The organism is Amycolatopsis aidingensis (assembly GCF_018885265.1).
GTDB classification, from domain to species: domain Bacteria; phylum Actinomycetota; class Actinomycetes; order Mycobacteriales; family Pseudonocardiaceae; genus Amycolatopsis; species Amycolatopsis aidingensis.
Genome location: NZ_CP076538.1, coordinates 5,331,538 through 5,345,951 on the forward strand (window position 1 = coordinate 5,331,538; position 14,414 = coordinate 5,345,951).

Sequence of the window (14,414 nt, forward strand, 5' to 3'; positions counted from 1 at the left end):
CAGGGCTACGCTCGAAGCCGTGGCCGTAACCGATCCCGTCGACGCCCGACTGCTCGCCGCCCTGGCCGAGGTCGGCAAGGCCGCCGTGCACGAACTGGCCGCCAGGGTCGGGATGGACCCGAAGGAGGTCGCCTACCGGCTGGTCGGTTTGTCCGCGACCGGGTTGCCCCTGCTCGTCGGGGTGGAGAGCGACCCGCAGGGGCTGCGCGCCGCGCTCGCCGCCTCCGGCGGCAGGCCCCCCGCGCCACCACATCCGGGCACCCCGCCGTACCAGGGACCACCGCCCACCCAGGGTGCGCCCTCCGGGGCCTACCCGGTGCACGGCACGCCCAGCGGCCAGCATCCGGTACCCGGCGCGCCGCACCAGGCGTATGGCACGCCATCCGGGCGGTATCCGGTACACGGGACCCCGTCCGGGCAGTTCCAGCCGCCACCGCCGCCCCAGCAACAGCCCGCACCACCCATGCGGCAGCCGCAACCCGCTCCCCCGGCCCCTGCCGCCCCCGGCGATCCGTTGATGAGCACCTGGGGGCCGCCGCAGAGTGCTTCCTGGGCCAGGGGCGACCAGCAGGCCCCTGCCGCCGCCTCACCCCAGCCCTCGGCCGCGGGGCCGCGCAGCGGGCGCACCGGGGACACCCTGGAGACGCAGGGGCTGGAGGGCGAACGGCTGGCCGTACAGCTGCTGGAGGTGCAGGACCCTGCCGACTACCTGTTCGGCGCCGCGGGCTACCGGCTCGAGGAGGGTGAGCGCTCGATCGTGGTGCACACCGAGATGTCCAACCGCGGGCAGGTGCCGTTCGCCGCGCTGCCGGACAACTACCTGGAACTGCTCACCGAGGACGGCAAGGCCGTGGGCAAGGCGCCGGTGTCGCTGTCCTCCCGCCAGCCGTACAAGATCGGCGTGCAGCCGGGGGAAACGGCGGGTGGGCACACCGTGTACGTGCTGCCCGAGGCGACCAGGGTGGTCGCCGTACGGTGGAGCCCGCGTCCGGAACCCGACGAGCGCACCCTCACCTGGTCCCTCGAGGACTGAATTTCGATCGCCTCCCCTGTCCGGTGCCTGCTAGACAGGCGCCATGCCCGATCAGCTGTTCACCGACCCCGGCCTTGCCGCCCTGTACGACCTGTTCAATCCCTGGCGGGCGACCGGGGACCTGGGGTTCTACCTGCCGAAGGTGCTGGCAGCCGAGGCGGTGCTGGACGTCGGCTGCGGGACCGGGATGCTGCTGCACGCCGCCAGGCAGGCCGGGCACACCGGGCGGCTGTGCGGGCTGGACCCCGCGGCCGGGATGCTGGAGCAGGCGCGCAGGCGGACCGATATCGAATGGATCCATGGCGACCTGGGCTCGGTCGCGTTCGACCGGGAGTTCGACCTGGTGGTGATGAGCGGACACGCCTTCCAGGTGTTCGTCACCGACGAGGAGTTGCGCCACGCGCTGGCCGCCATCCGCTCGGCACTGACCGGGCACGGCCGGTTCGCCTTCGAGACCCGTAACCCCGCGGCCAGACCCTGGGAGCGCTGGACGGCGGAGCACGTCAGGGAGGTCACCGACGCCTCCGGGGCGGCGGTACGGATGTGGCACGAGGTGGACGTCCCGGTCAGCGGGGAGATCGTCCGGTTCACGACCACGTTCACCAGCACGGCATGGGACGCTCCGCGAACCAGCCGGAGCACCCTGCGTTTCCTGGACGCCGCCGGGTTGTCGGCCTTCCTCACCGGGGCCGGACTGGTGACCGAGGAGCAGTTCGGGGACTGGGCCGGCAATCCGCTCACCGACTCCAGCCCGGAGATCATCACCATCGCACGCCGCGCATAACCACCCGATCGTGTATCGAACATGTGGTCGATAGCACGGTAATCTGGGGTTGTGACCAGGACCTTCGGCATCGACACCTCCCGCACGAGCGAGGAGGAACTCCTGACCGCGCTGGGCGACCTCGAACAGCAGCGGCGAGCTCTGTATGCCCGGGAGCTGGCGGTCCTGGCCGAACTCGACGGCCGCGGCACCGCCAGCCAGAAGGGCTACCGCGACCTGCCGACCTTGACCCGGGAGATCCTGCGGGTCAACCCGTATGACGCCCGCCAGCGCGTCGCCCACGCCCGGGCGGTGGTGCGGCGGCACGGCCCGGGCGGCATACCTTTGGAACCCGACCTGCCCGAAGTCGGCGCCGCCGCGGCCGAAGGCGCGATCGGGCCGGAACACATCGAGACCATCCGCGCCACCATCACCCGCTTCCCCCAGCCGGTCAGCCTGCCCGACCGCGAGCATGCCGAAGCGCTGCTGACCAAGGCGGCGCGGGAGTACGAACCCCACACCGTCACCACCCTGGGCCGGGAGATCCTGGCCCGCCTGGATCAAGACGGGAATCCACCGAGCGAGGAGGAACTGGCCCGGCCGGAACGGCACCTGGACTGGCGACAAACCCGGGGTGGGCGATTGCGGGGCACCTTTGATCTGGATGCGGAGACCGCCGCAGTGTTGACCGGGCTGATCGAACCGAGAGCGAAACCCGCCAGCACCAAAGACGAACCGGACCGGCGCAGCAAGTACCAGCGCCAGGGGGACGCCTTCGCCGACGTGCTGCGGGTCGCGGCCGGGTGCCCGGAGGAGGGGCCCACCGAGGCGGGCGAACCCTTCACCGTCATGGTGACCATCACCCTCGACGACCTCAAGCACGGCACCGGATACGGGCTACTGCACGGGCAGGAGTCCTACTCCGCCGCCCAAATCCGCCGCATGGCCTGCGACGCGTATGTCGTGCCCGCGGTCCTGGGCGGCAAGGGCGAGATCCTCGACATCGGACAGCGCACGCGTGCGGTGCCGCTGGCTATTCGCAGGGCGCTGATCCTGCGGGACCGGGGATGCACCTTCCCCGGCTGCCGGAAAAAGCCCAAGCAATGTGACGCGCATCATGTGGTGTTCGTGCGCCATGAGGCGCGTGTTTGTCCGATCGGAGGTGAGAGACCTCCGGCGCTGGACCGTCACAGTGGTTCGGTGAAGCTGAGGGCAGCCTGATTCACGGGAATGGGTGGATTGAGGTGGCAAGCGGCCCTGACAAAGTCGAGTCGTGCCAGCACTGCCAGATGGTGCGGGCTCGGTGAGCGAGACGAGAAGGTATACGAATAGGAATCAGTGTCTGAGGCCTCGTTATGTGGAGCCGACTCGAAACCTGGCGGATCTGAGTCGGTATCGCAGTGCGCGTGAACCAAGTGAAGGGTGTAGCGCCCGCCTGGGATTGTATTCCTGGGTAGTCTGTGGAGAAAGTCTGTGGCGTATTCACAGGGGCTGCCGGGGTAAAGCTGAGTGCCTCACTCGTCGATCGGGAACACGTGAACATGGGAACCACCGCGAGCTTTCCATGCCTGGGCGCAATCCGGTGTCCCAGATGTGGATAGGTGCATTGCCCGCCGAGGGGCTCTGTGGTGGGGCGGAGTCGCCGTAGTACTCCGAGGGCGGGAAAACCGTCCGCATGGGGAAGGGCGACAGCGAATCGAGCAGGGAAGTTGGGGTAATGCCAGAAGAGGCCTCACCGGTGAACATCGGTGATCTGCTGCTGGTGCCGTTCACGGCAGGGCAGCGGGTACTGGGAATGCAGACGAAACTGCACCGTTGGGCGGCGGCCGATCCCGGTCGCCGGTTTGATGATCTCTACAACCTCGTGGCCGACCCCGCGTTCCTCGCCGTGGCGTGGGAGCGGGTGTCAGGGAACACCGGAGCACGCAGCGCGGGCGTCGATCGCCGAACGGTGCGGTCGATCACCGACTCGGCGCTGGGTGTGGTCGGGTTGTTGGAGGAAATCCGCGCCGATCTGAAAGCGCGGACGTTCCGTCCGCTCCCGGTCCGGGAACGACACATCCCCAAAGCCGGTGGGAAGACCCGTCGGCTGGGGATACCGACCGTGACCGATCGGGTCGTTCAAGCCTCGCTGAAGCTGGTCCTGGAACCGATCTTCGAGGCCGGGTTCCAGTCCTCCAGCTATGGTTTCCGGCCCAGGCGCCGGGCCCAGGATGCCATCGAAGAAATCCGCAAACATGCCCGTGAGGGCTACGAATGGGTCTTCGAGGGCGACATCACCGCCTGCTTCGACGAGATCGACCACACCGCCCTGATGGGTTTGGTGCGGCGACGCGTCAAGGACAAGCGGATTCTGGAACTCATCAAGGCGTTCCTGCACGCCGGAATCCTCAGCGAGGATGGTCCTGACCGGGACACCCATACCGGAACCCCGCAGGGCGGCATCCTGTCGCCTCTGCTGGCCAACATCGCCCTCTCCGAGCTGGACGACTATTTCCACCAGTTGTGGGAGAACCACAAGAACGCCACCAACCGGCAACGGCACCGTGAACGCGGCGGTGCGACGTTCCGCCTGACCCGATACGCCGACGACTTCGTCGTCATGGTCAACGGAACCCGGGAACACACGGAATCCTTGTGGGGCGAGATCGAGGCGATCCTGGCCGGGATCGGGCTACGGCTCGCACCCGAGAAAACCGGAATCGCCCACATCGACGAGGGGTTCGACTTCCTCGGGTTCCGCATCCAGCGGTATCGCCAATATGGAAGCGATCGGCGACTGATCTACACCCTCCCCTCGAAGAAGTCGATGACTTCGATCAAGCGGAAGATCAAGACAGTTACCAAACGGATCACCCATCAGGACGCGGACCAACTGTTCCGGCAACTCGGAACGATGACCCGCGGATGGGCCCAGTACTTCCGGCACGGCTCTTCCAGCAAGGCCTACCACCACCTGCAAGACTACCTGTGGTGGCGGGTCTGGGAATGGCTGAAGAACAAACACCCCCGTACCAGTAAACGGGACATCATAAACCGTTACTACAACCGGTGGTGGCCGGAATATAACGGTGTCGAACTATGGAGACCCACAACGATGACCATCCAACGTTATCGCTACCGAGGAAACCAAATCTCGACACCCTGGGACAAACCAGCCATAACGGCAACCTAACGGCGACTCGTGGAGAGCCGGATGCGGTGAAAGCCGCACGTCCGGTTCGGGGGAGCGGCATGGGGAAACGGCCCGGCGAAATCCGGACACCGCGCCCCATGCCGACTCCCACTGGGCCCTCGGAGGACCCACCGCCCTGCACAACCTCACCCTGCTGTGCTGGTACCACCACAACCTCATCCACCACACCGACTGGCAAGTCAGAATGCGCAACGGACTACCCGAGTTCATCCCACCAGCGTTTCTGGACCCGGAGCGAAGACCCAGACGCAACCTCCTCCACCGCCAAGGAAAGGAGGACGCGTGATGAGATCAGGATTCGGCACGCAGGGTGTCGACGGCGGCCGCGAGGTCGGCAGGGTACTCGCTGGTGAACTCCACCCAGCGGCCGTCGGCGGGATGGGCGAACCCCAGTTTCCTGGCGTGCAGCCACTGGCGGCTGAGGTTCAGCTTGCGGGCCAGCACGGGATCGGCACCGTAGGTCAGGTCGCCGACGCAGGGGTGGCGCAGCGCGGAGAAATGCACCCTGATCTGGTGCGTACGACCGGTCTCCAGCTTGACGTCCACCAGGGAGGCCGCCCGGAAGGCCTCGATGACCTCGTAGTGGGTGATGCTGGGCCTGCCGCCCGCGACCACGGCGAACTTGTGGTCCTGCCGGGGATGGCGGTCGATCGGCGCGTCGATCGTGCCGCGGGTCGGGTCCGGATGCCCCTGCACCAGCGCGTGGTAGCCCTTGTCCACGGTGCGTTCCTTGAACGCGCGTTTCAGCGTGGTGTACGCCTGCTCGCTGGCGGCGACCACCATCACGCCGGTGGTACCCGCGTCCAGCCGGTGCACCACGCCCTGCCGCTCGGCCGCGCCGGAGGTGGATATCCGCAGTCCCGCGGCGGCGAGCCCGCCGACCACGGTGGGGCCGGTCCAGCCGGGGCTCGGGTGCACGGCAACGCCGACCGGTTTGTCCACCACCACGATGTCCTCGTCGGTGTGCAGGATCCGCATCCCCTCGACCGGCTCGGCGACCACGGACAGCGGCTGCTCCGGCTCCGGCAGCGTCACCTCCAGCAGCCCGCCCGCGGTGAGCCGGTCCGACTTGCCCGCCTGCCTGCCGTCCAGGCGCACCTCGCCGGACTCCGCCAACTCGGCGACCACCGTGCGGGACAGGCCCAGCAGCTTCGCCAGCCCGGCATCCACCCGCATCCCGTCCAGGCCGTCCGGGACCGGCAACATCCGCGCGGTCACGGCTCGTCCCGTTCCGCGGCGGCCTGGGACTTCCCCTGCTTCCGGGTGGAGGTGCCGTCATAGTCCCTGCCGAGCAGGGACATCAGCACGATCAGCACGGCGCCGATCGAGATCGCCGAGTCGGCCACGTTGAACACCGGGAAGAAGTCGCCGTTCGGGGCGAACACGGACACGAAGTCGACCACATGGCCCTGCAACGGGCCGGGGGCACGGAAGATCCGGTCGGCAAGGTTGCCCAGCGCGCCACCGAGCACGAGGCCGAGGCCGATCGCCCAGCCGACCGACCGCAGCCGCCGGGCCAGCCAGATGATCGCGATGACCACGCCGATCGCGACCAGGGCGAGCACCCAGGTCATCCCGGTGGCCATCGAGAACGCCGCGCCGGGGTTGCGCACCAGTTGCAGGTACACGGCCCCGCCGAGGATGCGGACCGGGGCGCTGCCCTCCAGGTTCGCCGTGACGAGCACCTTGGTGATCAGGTCAAGGGCGAACACCAGGGGCGCGATTGCCGCGACCAGGCCGATCCGCCGCGGCGGCAGCGGCTGCTGTGCGCCGGAATCGGCGGGCTCCTGCCCGTCCCCGGGTTGCTGCTCGTGATCGGTGCTCACCGGACCATTGTCCACGGCAGGTCCCGCGGCCGGTCAGCGTGGTGACCCCTCGGCACCGTGCGGACCGGCCGCGAGGAACGAGGGCAGCGGGCGGGGGTCGGGGCTGGGGACCCACCTGCCGTCCTGCTGGGCATAGCTCCACCGCGCCCCGCGGGTCACCAGCCCGCGCAGCGCGCACACCAGCCGGTCCACATGGTCGACCGTGGTACCGAGGCCGAGACTCACCCGCAGCGCCTGCCGGGCGGGCACGCCCGTGCGGGCGATCAGCCCGCGGGTGGCGAGATGGGCGCAGAACGCCCCGTCGCGCACCCCGATCCCGTGCTCGGCGGACAACACCGCGGCCAGCCAGCCCGGTTCGAACCCGTCCACCACCAGGCTCAGCGTGCCCACCTGGTCGGCGGGCGCCGTGGTGTCGGTGAACAGCCGCAGTTCGGTGCTGCCGGGCACGCTGGCCAGGCCACGCCGGAGCCGGGCGTGCAGCCGCCGCTCGTGTTCGGCCACGGCGTCCCAGCGCCGCGCGAGTTCCGTACAGGCCACGCTCAGCGCGTGCACCCCTACGGTGTTCGGCGAACCGGCCTCGTGCCGTTGCGGGCCGGTGTTCCACACCACCCCGAGCGCATCGCCCTGCCGCCTGACCACCTTGCTCGCACCGCCGCCAGCCAGGTACGGCGGCGCCGCGCGCAGCCAGTCGGCCCGGCCGATGAGCGCGCCCGCACCGAACGGGGCATACAGCTTGTGCCCGGACAGCGCGAGGTAGTCCACGTCCAGCTCGCGGATCGAGATCCGCCGGTGCGGGGCCAGTTGCGCGGCGTCCAGGGCGATCCGCGCGCCGTGCCGCCTGGCGACGGCGGCCAGCTCGGCGACAGGGAACACCTCGCCGGTCACGTTGGACGCCCCGGTGACCACGAGCAGGCGGGGCCCCTCCTCGCAGGCGGTCAACGCACTGTCCACGGCGGACACGGCCGCCGCACGGGTGGGCGGGGTGCTGATCCGGTGCACCCGCGGCCCGCGCCACGGCAGCAGGGCGGCATGGTGCTCGGTGTCGAACACCACCACCGAGGTGTCCTTCGGCAGGCTGCGCGCCAGCAGGTTGAGCGCGTCGGTGGTGTTGCGGGTGAAGACCACCTCGTCCCTGGCGCGGGCGCCCACGAACTCGCGCAGGGTCTGCCTGGCCTGCTCGTAGACCCGGGTACAGACCTGGGAGGCGAATCCCGCGCCCCGGTGCACGCTGGCGTACCAGGGCAGCAGCTCGTCCACCGCGTCCTGGACCGTCGCCAGGCAGGGGGCGCTGGCCGCGTGGTCGAGGTTGGCGTAGCCGATTCGTTCCCCCGTCACCAGCGGCACCCGCAGCCCGGCGCCTGCCACGGCAGGGAGCCCGGGATGGGCCGGGTCGGCAACGGTGGTGGCGGGAAGAACGTCGATGGCGAGTGTCATGGCTGCCCTCCTCGGGTCGGGGACCCGGCGAGGGTCCGCGCTTGCCAGCCGCGGACGCGACCGGCCAGGTCCTCACCCGGAGCACCCCACCGCGGAAGGAGGGTTGCCGGCCAGCAAGCCGGGGCTTGACGCTGGCACTCATGACCTGCCGGAGAAGTTAGCGGAAACTTCGGTGCCGAGGCGAGCGGGTATCGCCCGGTGAGACGACCGTCACCCGCCGAGCTCGCCCTTCCACCTGGCCAGCCTGCCCGCCCGGTCCACGGCACGCAGTCTGCGTTCGGCCGCCGCCCGCGACTCCTCGGTGGCGACCACCAGCAGCTGGTCCCGCTCCTGCAACCGGCTGGCGCCGTCCGGGGTGAAACCCTTGCCGCCCCGCACGATCAGGCTCACCGTCGCGCCGGTCGGCAACCGCAGCTCGTCCAGGTGCACGCCGTGCAGCCGGGAGCCGGGCCGGATGTGCACCTGCAGCAGCTCGGCGGCGAGCTCGTCCAGCGGGGCCGAGTCCACCTGGATCTCCCTCGGTTCCCCGTCCGCGGACAGCTTCAGCACCCTGGCCAGCGGGCCGAGGGTGGCGCCCTGCAGCAGGGTCAGCACGAACACCAGCACGAACACCGCGTCCACCAGCCGCTGCGCCCCCGGTATGCCCTCGGCCAGCGGGATACTGGCGAGCACGATGGGCACCGCGCCACGCAGGCCTGCCCAGGAAAGGAAGGCCTGTTCACGCCAGGGCAGGCGGAACGGGGTGGCCGTGAGCAGCACCGACAGCGGCCGGGCGAGCAGCAGCACCACCGCGCCCGCCACCAGGCCGGGCACCAGGCTGTCCAGCAGCCGCTCCGGCGAGGCGAACAGCCCGAGCAGCACGAACAGGCCGATCTGGGCGAGCCAGCCCAGCCCCTCGGCGAAGGAAAGGGTGTCCGAGCGGTGCGGCAGCCGGGAGTTGCCGAGCACCACCCCGGCCGCGTAGGTGGCCAGCAGGCCGGAGGCCTCCAGCAGCTGGCCGCAGGAGTACGCGATGAGGCAGACCGCCACGGTGGCCAGCGGGTAGAGGCCGGTGGCGGGCAGGGCCGCCCTGCGCAGCGCCTGCGCGCCGAGCCAGCCGAACGCCAGGCCGACCAGCAGGCCTGCCACCAGCTGGTAACCGATCATCAGCGGCAGCGTCCAGTCCACGGTGGTGCCGGTGGCCAGCACCACCACGGCGATGTAGGCCGGGGCGTCGTTCAGCCCGGACTCGAGCTCGACGGTCCCGGCCAGCCGCTTGCTCACCCCGACGCCGCGCAGCACGGAGAACACCGCCGCGGCGTCGGTCGAGGCCAGCACCGCGCCCCAGAGCAGCGCCATCCGCCAGTCCAGGCCCAGCAGCCAGTGCAACGCGGTCCCGGTGATCGCGATGCTCATCCAGACGGCCACAGTGGACAGAGCGAGCCCTGGCCCGAGCGCGGGCTTCACCGCGGACCAGCGGGTGGTGAGACCCCCTTCGGTGAGAATCATCACCAGCGCCGCGATGCCGAGCGCCTGGGTGAGGATGGCGTCGTCGAACTCGATACCGAGGCCGCTCTCCCCCAGCAGCACCCCGATGCCGAGGTAGAGCAGCAGCGAGGGGAGTCCTAACCGGATCGAGACGCGGACGGCGAGTACAGCGGCCAGCAGCGCGGCCGCGCCGATACCGAGGATGACCGGGAGTTGCTCCATCACGCCTCCCGTCCACATCCGATCTTCTGGCTAACAGAATAAGGAACGCAGCCGCTCGCGCGCGCCGGGTGGTGCGTCCGGTAACTCGATCAGCTTGTCCCTGGCGCGTTCTCCTTGCACCACAACGACATCGCGCGGACGCACCGCCAGTGCACCCGCCAGTGCCTTGCGCACGGCCTCGTTCGCCTTGCCGCCGACGGCAGGCGCCCTGACCGCGACGATCAGCGCCGCGCCGAGCGCGCCCTCCCAGCGGCCACCGACCGCCTCCCGCTTCGCGCCCGGTTTCACCCGGACGGCGAACCGGATCGTCTCTCCCATGTGGACACGCTAGCCGGGCTCAGCGGTCGCCGAGGAAGGTCCCGGCCACGTCCAGGGCGGGGTCCGAGGTGCCCGCACCGCTCACCATCACGGCGAAGGCGATGTCGCCCTGGTACCCCGCGAACCAGCCGTGTGCCTGGTTGCGGTCCCGCGCCAGCTGCGCGGTGCCGGTCTTGCCCCGCAGGTCGCCGAACCCGCGCAGTGCCGTGCCGGTGCCGGTGGTGACGACCTCCCGCATCATCCCGCCGATGGTGCGCAGCACCGAACGGGACGGCGCCCGGTAACCGTCGTTCACCGTGGTGTCCTGGCCGCGCCACAGCCTCGGGGTCACGGCCTCGCCCGCGGCGACCGTCGCCGCCATCAGGGCGACGCCGAACGGGCTGGCCTGCACCCGGCCCTGGCCGATGCCGTCCTCCAGCCGCTGCACCGGGTCGGCCGCGGCCACCACCTTACCGGCCTCGGTGGTGATGCCGGGGATGGCGAAGTCGGCGTTCAGCCCGAACTGGCTCGCGGCCCGTTCCAGGCCATCGGCGGGCAGGTCGGCGGCCAGCTGGGCGAAGGTGGTGTTGCAGGAGTGCGCGAAGGCCTCGTGCAACGGGACCGCGCCGAGGTCGAACTCGCCGTCGTTCGGGATGGTCCTGGTGCCGATCCGGGCTGTGCCGGGGCAGGGCAGCACGGCGTCGGCGGACACGCCGCCCTGCAGCGCGGCGGCCACGGTGGCGATCTTGAAGGTCGACCCGGGGGCGTACAGGCCGGAAAGGGCGTTCGGCACGTCCCCGGCCGCCGCGTTCTGCGCCACGGCCAGGATGTCCCCGGTCGAGGGCTGGATGGCGACCAGCATGGTGGGCGCGCCTGCCGAGTCCACCGCGGCCTGCGCCGCGCGCTGGGTGGCCGCGCTCACCGTGGCGGTGAGCGGCTCGGCCTCGGCACTCTCCTCGCCGTACACCGTACGCACGTCGGTGCCGTCGGCGGCGACGATCGCCACCGAAAGGCTGTCCGCGGCCTGCTCGGTGGCCAGCCTGCTCATCCCGTCCAGCAGCAACGGAGCGAGCGCGTTCTCGGTGGCCTTGGCACCGCCCTGGCGCCAGACCAGCAGTGGTGCGCCGTCCCGGTCGAGTACGGCCGGGCTGCCGATCCGGCTGCGCGCGGCCAAGCGCTGGCCATCGGCCAGCCGAGGATGGATCAGGGTGGGACTCCAGTGCACCGTCCAGCCTTCCGCGGCGCGGTCCAGCCGGATCGGGTTCTCGTACTGCCACACCCGCTCCGGGCCCAGGGTCCACTTGATCCGGAAACTGCCCTCCACCGTGTTCGTGCCCTCGGCGGGCGGGGGTACCGACACCGGGTACGCGCTGACCTGCTTGGCATTCACCCCGGAACGGGAGTCGGCGAGCATCGCGGCCGCTGTGGCCGGGTCGTCGGTGAGGTTCGCGGCCCGCTGGAGGTCTCCCGCGGCGAAGGCTTCGAGGTAGCCCGCGACGACCTCGGCGGGGGCGGGTACGTCCGGTTCGGCCTGCTCACCAGGTGCCTCGCCGGCGGACTCCCCGCGCAGCACCAGGATCCCGGCCGCGACGATGGCGACCACGGACAGGCCCGCGATACCCAGCACCCAGCGCTTGGTCCGCGCGTTCACCCGCACCCCCATCCTCGCCCGGCTCACCCGGTCAATCGGTGACCGGACGCGTTCGTTACCCGTCCAGCCCTCACGGTGACCCTGCTCACTCGCAGCGGCGCTCAGGCGAGGCGGTAGCCCATTCCGCGGATGGTGCGGATCCGGTCCGGGCCGAGCTTGCGGCGCAGGGTGCGCACGTAGACGTCCACCACGTTCGACCCGGGATCGAAGTCGTAGCCCCACACGTGGGAGAGGATCTGCTCCCGGGAGAGCACCTGCCCCGGATGCCGCAGGAACAGCTCCAGCAGGGAGAACTCCCGAGCGGTCAGGTCCACCGTGCTGTCCTCGGTGCTCACCCGCCGGGTGCGCAGGTCCAGCGAGAGCGAGCCGTTGCGCAGCACGGTCACCTCGGGGACGCGGTCCCCGGACTTCAGCCGCAGCCGCACCCTGGCCAGCAGTTCCTCGAACCGGAAGGGCTTGGTCATGTAGTCGTCGGCGCCACCCTCCAGCCCGGCAACGGTGTCCCGCACCGAGTCCCTTGCGGTCAGGATGATCACCGGGGTGGTCACCTTCGCGTCCCGCATCGCCTGCAGCACGGTGAACCCGTCCATCCCCGGCAGCCCGAGGTCGAGCACCACCAGATCGTGTCCACCGGAGATCACGCTGCGCAGCGCGGCGTCCCCGTCGGCGACCACGGTGGTCACGAAGCCGTTGGCGCGCAGCCCTTTCTCCACAAAGGACGCGATGCGTTCCTCGTCCTCGACGATCAGAATGCGGCTCATTGCTGCTCCTCCCCGGGTTGCGGCCGGCAGGGCAGTTCGATGCCGAAGGTGGCACCCCGCCCGGATTCCGACAGCACGTGCGCGCTGCCGTGATGCGCCTCGGCGATGGCTTTCACGATGGCGAGGCCGAGCCCGGCGCCGGTCCGTTCCGCCGTCCCCGCGGCCCCGCGGGCGAACCGTTCGAAGATCCGGTGCGCGTCCTCCGCCTGCACGCCGGGACCGGTGTCGGTCACCCAGAACGACACCTGGCCGTGCCGCACCGCCGAGCCGATCCGGATCACCGTGCCCGGTTCGGTGTACTGCACGGCGTTCTGGGCCAGCTGTAGCACCGCCTGGGTCACCCGCTGCGGGTCAACGAACACCTCGCCCTCACCCAGCGCCTCCAGCGTCCACTCCCGTGGCGCGATCGCCCTGGCCTTGGCGTCGATATCGGTGGTGAGCTCGGGCAGGGAGGTCCACTCCGGGCGCAGGAAGTCCGGGCGCTGCGCCTTGGCCAGCAGCAGCAGGTCGTCCACGATCCGGGCCATCCGGTCGAGTTCGTCGGTGCACAGCCGGACCACCTCGGCCCGCTCGGCTGGATCCTCACCCATCACCTCGAGGTGCCCGCGCACGATGGTGATCGGGGTGCGCAGCTCGTGGCCCGCGTCGTCAAGGAACTGCCGGTGCGTGCCGAAGGCGGTCTCCAGCCGGTCCAGCATCGCGTTGAACTGCTCGGCGAGGGCGGCGATGTCGTCCCGCCCGCGCACCGGGATGCGGTGGGTGAGGTCGTGTTCGGTGAGCCGGGCCGCGGCGTGCCGCACGGTGCGCACCGGGGCCAGGATCTGGCCCGCGACCAGCCAGGAGACCCCCGCGCCCAGCACCAGTGCGACCAGGCTGACCACGACCAGGGTGCGCACGGTGTTGTCCGCCTCCGCCTCGGCGGGGCCGGTGAAGTACCCGGCGACGAACCAGGCCCTTGGCCGGGTGTCCACGTCCACCCGCAGCCAGCGCATCTCGCCCGCCGCGGTCGGCACCGCACCGGAGCCCTGGTCCGCGAACACGATCCGGCGCAGCAGCGGCTCCTCCAGCGGGACCTCGCGCAGCCGTTCCCCGGTCTGCCGGACCACGCCCAGCCTGCCGCCCTGCTCGGTGATACCCAGCAGCAGCTCGGCCTGGTCGGTGTACTGGGCTTCCAGGTGCCGCAGGAACAGCACCCCGGGGTCGGTGATCGGCCGCCCGGTCGCCGGATCGACCCCGGCGGCGGCGAAGGTGCGGAACTCGGCCGCGTCCTGTTCCAGGCTGCGGTTGACCCGGTCGGTCACCGCGTCGTACTCGAACTCCACCACCAGCAGGACCACGGTGGCCAGGCCGGCGGTCATCACCAGCACCAGCCAGCACATGATCTGCGCCCGCGCCGGGATGCGGGTGCCCCGCACCCGTTGCTCAGCCATCCTCGTCCTCGTCGGCGTCGTCCGGGTCGGCCCCGTCGTCGCCACCGTCATCGTCGTCATCACTCACCGGCGGTGGCGGTGGTAGCTGGGTCTGTTCGGGCGCACGGGACGAGGTCTCCGGGGCCTGCGGGGAGCCCGACACGGTGGCGGGTGGCGACTCACCGATCCGCACGATCTCCGGGACCCGCGGCGGGTCCGGCTCGCTGACCAGGAACAAGCTCGCGAGCACGACACCGGCCGGCAGCGCGATCACGGCGACCAGCGCGAGGAGCCGGGGCACTCTGCTCATGCCCCCAGGGTCGTCGGCCCCGGGGAAGGCAGGGTGAGACGAAGA

Annotated in this window: 13 protein-coding genes and 1 riboswitch; of the genes, 4 read left to right on the top strand and 9 right to left on the bottom strand. The window is 70.6% G+C overall.

The genetic code is table 11. The features are described from left to right. Nucleotides 1–19: 19 nt before the first annotated feature. The 4 genes from KOI47_RS24205 (at nucleotide 20) to ltrA (ending at nucleotide 4,971) form a co-directional block, all read left to right on the top strand. Entirely contained in the window at nucleotides 20–1,033 is a 1,014-nt protein-coding gene (locus KOI47_RS24205) for an AsnC family protein (RefSeq protein WP_216207769.1), read from the top strand. Between the two features lie 43 nt (nucleotides 1,034–1,076). Continuing rightward, nucleotides 1,077–1,817: a class I SAM-dependent DNA methyltransferase gene (locus KOI47_RS24210; protein ID WP_216207772.1), complete on the top strand. Its 741-nt coding sequence runs from the start codon at nucleotides 1,077–1,079 to the stop codon at nucleotides 1,815–1,817. A 51-nt stretch (nucleotides 1,818–1,868) separates the two neighbouring features. Further along, nucleotides 1,869–3,017: an HNH endonuclease signature motif containing protein gene (locus KOI47_RS24215; protein WP_216207775.1), complete on the top strand. Its 1,149-nt coding sequence runs from the start codon at nucleotides 1,869–1,871 to the stop codon at nucleotides 3,015–3,017. A gap of 454 nt (nucleotides 3,018–3,471) precedes the next feature. Then, nucleotides 3,472–4,971: a group II intron reverse transcriptase/maturase gene (ltrA, locus tag KOI47_RS24220; RefSeq protein WP_216207516.1), complete on the top strand. Its 1,500-nt coding sequence runs from the start codon at nucleotides 3,472–3,474 to the stop codon at nucleotides 4,969–4,971. Between the two features lie 312 nt (nucleotides 4,972–5,283). On the opposite strand, the gene KOI47_RS24225 is transcribed toward ltrA, so the two are convergent. From KOI47_RS24225 to KOI47_RS24265, 9 genes are all read right to left on the bottom strand, one after another. Beyond that, nucleotides 5,284–6,210 carry an RluA family pseudouridine synthase gene (locus KOI47_RS24225; protein WP_216207778.1) on the bottom strand — a complete coding sequence of 309 codons (927 nt, stop codon included), beginning with the start codon at nucleotides 6,208–6,210 and terminating at the stop codon, nucleotides 5,284–5,286. Further along, the gene (gene lspA / locus KOI47_RS24230) at nucleotides 6,207–6,818 is read right to left on the bottom strand and encodes a signal peptidase II (protein ID WP_232376213.1); all 612 of its coding nucleotides are present in this window, start codon (nucleotides 6,816–6,818) and stop codon (nucleotides 6,207–6,209) included. The genes KOI47_RS24225 and lspA overlap by 4 nt, the downstream gene beginning before the upstream one ends. A gap of 33 nt (nucleotides 6,819–6,851) precedes the next feature. Next, nucleotides 6,852–8,252 (bottom strand): aminotransferase class V-fold PLP-dependent enzyme, encoded by a 1,401-nt coding sequence (locus KOI47_RS24235; protein ID WP_216207784.1) that lies wholly within the window; start codon nucleotides 8,250–8,252, stop codon nucleotides 6,852–6,854. Nucleotides 8,253–8,284: 32 nt separating this feature from the next. Further along, nucleotides 8,285–8,398, bottom strand: a riboswitch (SAM riboswitch). 64 nt (nucleotides 8,399–8,462) lie between these two features. Continuing rightward, nucleotides 8,463–9,941, bottom strand: a complete 1,479-nt coding sequence (locus KOI47_RS24240) for a potassium/proton antiporter (protein ID WP_216207786.1) — start codon at nucleotides 9,939–9,941, stop codon at nucleotides 8,463–8,465. 30 nt (nucleotides 9,942–9,971) lie between these two features. Beyond that, nucleotides 9,972–10,259, bottom strand: coding sequence for a DUF167 domain-containing protein (locus tag KOI47_RS24245; protein ID WP_216207789.1), 288 nt, complete (start codon nucleotides 10,257–10,259; stop codon nucleotides 9,972–9,974). A 19-nt stretch (nucleotides 10,260–10,278) separates the two neighbouring features. Then, nucleotides 10,279–11,916 (bottom strand): penicillin-binding transpeptidase domain-containing protein, encoded by a 1,638-nt coding sequence (locus KOI47_RS24250; RefSeq protein WP_232376214.1) that lies wholly within the window; start codon nucleotides 11,914–11,916, stop codon nucleotides 10,279–10,281. 74 nt (nucleotides 11,917–11,990) lie between these two features. After that, nucleotides 11,991–12,650, bottom strand: coding sequence for a response regulator transcription factor (locus KOI47_RS24255; protein WP_216207790.1), 660 nt, complete (start codon nucleotides 12,648–12,650; stop codon nucleotides 11,991–11,993). Beyond that, complete coding sequence (locus KOI47_RS24260; RefSeq protein WP_216207794.1) at nucleotides 12,647–14,080, bottom strand: sensor histidine kinase; 1,434 nt, start codon at nucleotides 14,078–14,080, stop codon at nucleotides 12,647–12,649. Before KOI47_RS24260 ends, KOI47_RS24255 begins: the two co-directional genes overlap by 4 nt. Further along, the gene (locus KOI47_RS24265) at nucleotides 14,073–14,369 is read right to left on the bottom strand and encodes a hypothetical protein (RefSeq protein WP_216207796.1); all 297 of its coding nucleotides are present in this window, start codon (nucleotides 14,367–14,369) and stop codon (nucleotides 14,073–14,075) included. The genes KOI47_RS24260 and KOI47_RS24265 overlap by 8 nt, the downstream gene beginning before the upstream one ends. Nucleotides 14,370–14,414: the final 45 nt, after the last annotated feature.

Excerpts from the sequence above, each read along its gene's own strand:
- KOI47_RS24210 (WP_216207772.1), top strand. The coding sequence starts at position 1,077 with ATGCCCGATCAGCTGTTCACCGACCCCGGCCTTGCCGCCCTGTACGAC.
- ltrA (WP_216207516.1), top strand. The coding sequence starts at position 3,472 with ATGGGGAAGGGCGACAGCGAATCGAGCAGGGAAGTTGGGGTAATGCCA.
- KOI47_RS24235 (WP_216207784.1), bottom strand. The coding sequence starts at position 8,252 with ATGACACTCGCCATCGACGTTCTTCCCGCCACCACCGTTGCCGACCCG.
- KOI47_RS24240 (WP_216207786.1), bottom strand. The coding sequence starts at position 9,941 with ATGGAGCAACTCCCGGTCATCCTCGGTATCGGCGCGGCCGCGCTGCTG.
- KOI47_RS24245 (WP_216207789.1), bottom strand. The coding sequence starts at position 10,259 with ATGGGAGAGACGATCCGGTTCGCCGTCCGGGTGAAACCGGGCGCGAAG.
- KOI47_RS24255 (WP_216207790.1), bottom strand. The coding sequence starts at position 12,650 with ATGAGCCGCATTCTGATCGTCGAGGACGAGGAACGCATCGCGTCCTTT.
- KOI47_RS24260 (WP_216207794.1), bottom strand. The coding sequence starts at position 14,080 with ATGGCTGAGCAACGGGTGCGGGGCACCCGCATCCCGGCGCGGGCGCAG.
- KOI47_RS24265 (WP_216207796.1), bottom strand. The coding sequence starts at position 14,369 with ATGAGCAGAGTGCCCCGGCTCCTCGCGCTGGTCGCCGTGATCGCGCTG.